Here is a 5,635-nt window from a genome sequence, read left to right as displayed (position 1 = left end):
AGGTGAAGAAGGACCAGGACACCAAGCTGGAGAACATCAACCCGACCCCGAAGCCGACGACCAGCAAGCCGACGCCGACTCCGACGACTGAGAAGCCGACGCCAACTTCGACAACTGAGAAGCCGACGACCACGAAGGTGACCGTGACCACGTCGAAGCCGACGCCGACCTCGACGACTGAAAAGCCGACGACCACGATGGTGACCACGTCCAAGCCGACGCCAACTTCGACAACTGAAAAGCCGATGACCACGAAGGTGACCACGTCGAAGCCGACGCCGACCTCGACGACTGAAAAGCCGACGCCGACCACGACCACTCCGGCCGAGACCAAGCCTTCCATTACCGGCACAGTCAAGGACAAGGACGGCAAGCCGCTGCCGCAGGACGGCGAGGGTAAGCCGAATGTCACGGTTTACGGACCTGATGGCGAGAAGGTTGCTGAGAACGTAGAGATCACGGATCCAGAGGGCAACTTCGAGATCCATGGTCCGGACGACAAGCCGCTGCCTGACGGTAAGTACATCGTCGAGGTAGAGACCCCTGAGGGCATGAACAACCCACGTCCGAAGATCGTTGAGGTCAAGGACGGCGAGTCTGATCCGATCGAGTTCGAGGTCGACAAGTCGGAACGTGGCCGCAAGGACAAGTCTGACCGCATCGGTGAAAACACCGTCGGTGGTTGGTTGATCGATGAGCACGGTAACCCGATCCAGGGTGCAAAGATCAAGTTCATCAAGAAGGATGTCGCTGATCCGAACACCATCTCGGTCGATCCCCGCACTGAGGAGACCAAGGGACCGGAGTACTTCGACTACGAGATTCCGCTCAGCGTTGATGGAGACGGCTTCTTCGTCACCCCGGAGATCGATTTCCAGTACTTCCCTGAAGGCGTCGTCGATTTCGACATGGAAATTGAGCTGCCGGAGGGCTGGCCGGACACCGACATCAACGGCAAGCCGCTGAACCGTAAGGTCACGGTGAAGCAGGGCGAGCGTACCGACATGGGCGAGATCCGTGTCAAGGCTCCGATCGATCAGTCCATTGAGGGCAATGTCAACGACGGCAACGGCAATGCTGTTCCGGGTACCAAGGTCGTAGTGACCGACCCGAACGGCGACTCCAAGATCATCGACGTTGATGAGAAGGGCAACTTCAAGATCGAAGATGTCACGCCTGGCGTCAACGAGATCGAGATCCTGACTCCGGGTAGCGACCGCGAGATCGACAAGATCAAGGTTCCGGTCCGCCCTGGTGATGACGTGAAGCTGCCGGAAATCCAGCTGACCAAGAATGCTTCCCTGAAACTGGAGAAGCAGGTCTGGGGCCGCGACGCCGATAACCTGGGCCAGGTTAAGGACAAGGACGGCAATCTTGTCGACGATGTCATGACCACCCTTCCCGGCGAAGATCTCTACTACGAGCTCTTCATCACCAACACCGGTGATACGCCGATTAAGAACATCGATATCGATGATCCGGAACTTCAGTCGCGCAACATCGAATTGAAGATGCCGGAAGGCTGGACTGCGGAGCTCGCCCCGGGTGAAACCGAGGTGATTAAGGCCAAGATGAAGGCTCCGGAGGACGCGTTCGACTTCAACAACGTCGCTACCGCCTTCGGTGAAACCTCTACTGGTGAAAAGGTAGGTTCCGCACCGGATTCGGCGTACACCAAGTTCATCAAGGCAGAGGTGCACAAGAAGGTCAACGCCCGCTTTGCTACCAACCCGGACAAGCCTGTTCGTATGGGCGTCGGCAACGCGTTGAAGTTCACCTACGAAATCCAGAACACCGGTTCTGCACCGATGGTGAACGTGGAGCTGAAGGACGCGATCTTTGAGGGCGATGCCAAGGACAAGGATGGCAACGACGTTCCAGCTGATCAGCTGAAGAAGGTCAAGGATCTTGAGATTAAGAAGCCTGAGGGCTTCAATGGCACGTTGCTGCCAGGTCAGCGTGTGATCTTCACTGCTGAGATCCCGGAAGGTCTGGCTAACAATGTCCGTCACCACAACCAAGCACAAGCAACGGGTGAACTCCCGACGCGTCCGGCTCGTGGCCGCGGCCTCGCGGGTGAACCGGACTACGGCGATGACCCGTCATCCACGCTGATCATCTCCCCGCGCGAGAACCTCAAGGGCAACGCTCACATCATCGTTGACCAGGGTGCTCCGCTGGCTGACAACCTGCGCCTGATCGCATGGGTTGATGAGAACCAGAACCGCACGCAGGACGAGAACGAAGGCCTCACAGGGCTGAAGGTCAAGCTGGTTCCGACCGATGGTGGTCCGTCCATCGCGGGCGAGACCAACGAAGACGGCAACGTCTACTTCGAGTCTGCACCGTGGGGTGAGTACACCTTCGAGATCGACAACCCGGGCAACCTGCGTCTGATTGATCCGCGTGATCCGGAGAAGAACTCGTCCCGTGCGGGCTCGACCCTGGAGTCGAAGCCGTTCAAGGTTCGCGGCAAGTTCTCCGAGCCGTTCGAACTGCGTCCGGCTGCGGATGATCCGTCCCAGAAGGAAATCGTGATCGGTCTGCAGTTTGAGAAGGGCAACGGCGACATCGCTGCAGGTGGCGGTATCGGCAGGGACAACGAAATTGTTGGCGAGGACGGCAGCTCCCTGGGCAAGTGCCTGGCCACCGCATCCTCGGTATCCAACCCGGTTGCGTGGCTGGTGCCGATCGGCCTTCTCGGTGCAGTCGCCGGTGGTATCGGTGTGATGTTCGAAGACGAGCTCAACGCCGCGGCCGCACAGGCCAACGAGGCAGTGCGCAGCGTGATGCCGAACGTGAACATTGAAGTCCCGTCTGTGTTCAACCAGTTCCAGGCGCAGATCGACCAGGTCAACCGCCAGCTGTCCCAGATCAATCCGGCCGCCCCGGCTGCGGTTGCCGGTGTTGGCCTCCTGGCTGTGGCTGGTCTGATCATGGGTCTGTACTACGCCAGCTGCCAGTTCGGCTGGAACGTAGAGACCGAGGGCAGCAGCTCCACCAACAAGGCCGAGGCAACGGAGACCGCCAAGCCTGAGGAGCCTGCGGAACCGGCTGAAGCCTAAAAAGCCGACCCGCCTACGAAACCGATGCAAATTGCTCGGCGAGTAGGCGGGTTTCGCTTTTGTTCGGGATGTATTGTGAAGTCCAAGGTTGGCGTATACATTCATATGTGGTTTTTGGGGGCGCTCGTGCGCGCTTTTTCTATTCTCGAGAGGTAATAATGGCAGCAACATCCAAGGCAAAACGTGCCGTCGGGCTTTCGCTCGCGGCAGCAGTCGCAGGCTCGATCGCACTCGTGCCGGTCGCAAACGCGCAGGAGAGCGCTACTGCGAAGGAGACTGCGCCTGTGACGTCGTCTGCTGCGGTGGACCCGGTGTCGTCGACAAGCAATGCGAGCAGCGTATCGACGACCCCAGCAACCACCCCGGCCACCGCCAACACCCCAGTGGCGGATTCGGCCGCGCCGGTGACGCAGACCCCAGCCAAGGATTCGAACCTTTCGGACGCTGCAAAGGCATTTGCTGCCTTGTTCTTGGATACGCCGGGTAACGGCACCGGTACCTCTGGCGCGCAGTACAACTCCAAGGGCCGCACCTACACCGCTCTTGCGCGCCACCCTGAAAACAAGCTGCTGTACGCCATCTCCCAGGACGAGGAGGGCAAGGACGCCGGCCACCTGCTGCGCATTAACGCCAACGATGGTGGTCTGATGGATCTGGGCAAGATCGACCTCAAGGGTGACGACGCCACCAAGATCGACACCGCTGCCTTCACCGCTGGCGGCACGCTTGTGCTGTTCGGCGAGGACAAGGTGTACACCCTGGATCTTTCCGACGATAAGTCGGGCGCCAAGAACACCCCGCTCGCGTTCACCACTAAGCCGCTGAAGATCGACGGCGTGAAGGAAGCCGGCAAGCCCGCCGCATGGGCTGCCGACGGTGAGAAGAACGAGACCTCGCTTGTCGCCCTGTCCACCAACGACAAGGGCGAGGCTTACCTGTGGCACCTCGACGTCGACGAGAAGGCTCCAGCCGCGACCCACGCCGCTGTGACAGTGCCGGAAAAGGCAACCCTGCCGAAGGTAAAGGCACTGAACTACGCCTACAAGAACGAAGACGGCGAGTTCGTCTTTGCCGACGACGACGCGACCGCTATCCACGTGAAGGACAACGCGGTTTCTAACGTCGTCGCCAAGGGCGATGAAGCTGACAACTTCGCCGGTGTCGCTGGCCTCAAGCTGCCTGGCCTTGACAACCCGGAGACTGGCGCTGCAACCCCGACCGCAACCCCGGGCAGCGAGACCCCGACCAACCCGGCCACGACAACGACCACGCCTGCAACCGAGACCCCGACCAACTCGGCCACGACCCCAACCGCGCCTGCGGCTGAGGACGACTGGGTCATGGAGGTCCTCGTCCGCACCGATGACAACAAGGCTGTTGAAGGCGCTGAGTTCAAGAGCGCTGATGGCCGCGTTGCCGGTAGGACTGGTGCCGACGGACGCGCAAACGTCGTGTTCGATCTGAATAAGGACGCTAAGGATCGCAAGCTGATCAAGCTCACCTTGATCGAACCACCGCACGGCTACAAGAATGCGGAAATCCAGGTCCAGCGCAACGCGAAGACCGCAGAGATCGTTCTCGCCCGTGATCCGAAGGTGACCACGCTGAACCGTCCGCAGCAGATTTTGAAGGCGATTGATGAGTTCAAGCCGATTGCCACCAAGGTTCTCGGCCCAGCAGCCGCAATGGCCGGCGCCGCGGGTCTCGCAGGTGCCGGTGGCGGTGCGAAGACCACGAAGTCCTCGGCGACGCCACTGCCGCTGAAGACCACCCCGAGCCGCTCCACGGGCCGCACCACGTCCGTGAAGAACGCAAGCAACAACTCCAACCGCGTTGCTGCGAAGGGTTCGACTTCCACGAAGAAGACCACCACCTCCTCCAGCAAGGAGCGCGACGGTGATCTTGCGGATACCGGTACGCCGATGCGCGCCGTGATCTCCCTCGGCGTCCTGCTGATGCTGGTGGGTGGCGCCTACCTGGCGCTCGGCCGTCGCCGCGAGACCAACGAGAACTAAAAACCAGGCATAGAAACGCCCGCCGGATTCGACACCAGCGGGCGTTTCCGCGTCTGTGGGCTGATCGTCTAGCTGGGCTTGTGATGCTGCTAGACGGTCTCGTTTTGGCCTCTGTGTTTGCCCTGGTGGTGTTGGGGTTGTTTGTCGTTATGGGGCTGATCGTCTAGCTGGTGTTTCGGGGTGCTAGACGATGAGCGTTGGGGTGGTGTTCTCCTGGTCTGCTAGTGGTGTTCGGGATTGTGCTAGCAGATCGAAAGATGCCGGTGGTGTTTGTCCAGGTCGTGTTGGGCATGGTGTTTATTAGTGGGCTCATCGGCTAGTTGGGCGCGAAACGTACTAGCAGAACAGGGCTCATAGGCCGTGTTTTTCGTGTCTTAAGGGCTGTTGCTGCGTGTGCGCTCCTAAAACGGGGGTAATTTGCGGGGGTAAGCAGGTGGTGCAGATTGCTGAACAATCCGCACGTCACACCCATTTCGAGCCGTTTTCGCAGTCGTTGAACAATCTTTCCGACCATTTCTGGACTGTTTTGAAGTGCTGTTCCGGCATTTCCCCAGG

At 59.8% G+C, this 5,635-nt stretch carries 3 protein-coding genes; 2 read left to right on the top strand and 1 reads right to left on the bottom strand.

Annotated elements, in window-relative coordinates; all coding sequences use genetic code 11:
- Positions 1–265: hypothetical protein (locus HMPREF2734_RS12175; protein WP_210384750.1), on the bottom strand; the 265-nt coding region annotated here is incomplete at its 3' end.
- On the opposite strand from HMPREF2734_RS12175, the gene HMPREF2734_RS12070 reads away from it, so the two are divergent.
- Positions 246–3,065: a DUF7507 domain-containing protein gene (locus HMPREF2734_RS12070; protein WP_210384749.1), complete on the top strand. Its 2,820-nt coding sequence runs from the start codon at positions 246–248 to the stop codon at positions 3,063–3,065. The two genes, HMPREF2734_RS12175 and HMPREF2734_RS12070, sit on opposite strands and share 20 nt — an antisense overlap.
- Before the next feature lie 158 nt (positions 3,066–3,223).
- Complete coding sequence (locus tag HMPREF2734_RS07460; RefSeq protein WP_070570246.1) at positions 3,224–5,080, top strand: hypothetical protein; 1,857 nt, start codon at positions 3,224–3,226, stop codon at positions 5,078–5,080.
- Positions 5,081–5,635: the final 555 nt, after the last annotated feature.

It is taken from the genome of Corynebacterium sp. HMSC055D05, assembly GCF_001810365.1.
GTDB lineage: Bacteria > Actinomycetota > Actinomycetes > Mycobacteriales > Mycobacteriaceae > Corynebacterium > Corynebacterium coyleae.
Note: the sequence above shows the minus strand (reverse complement) of the source record. Positions and strands in the feature narration are given on the sequence as shown.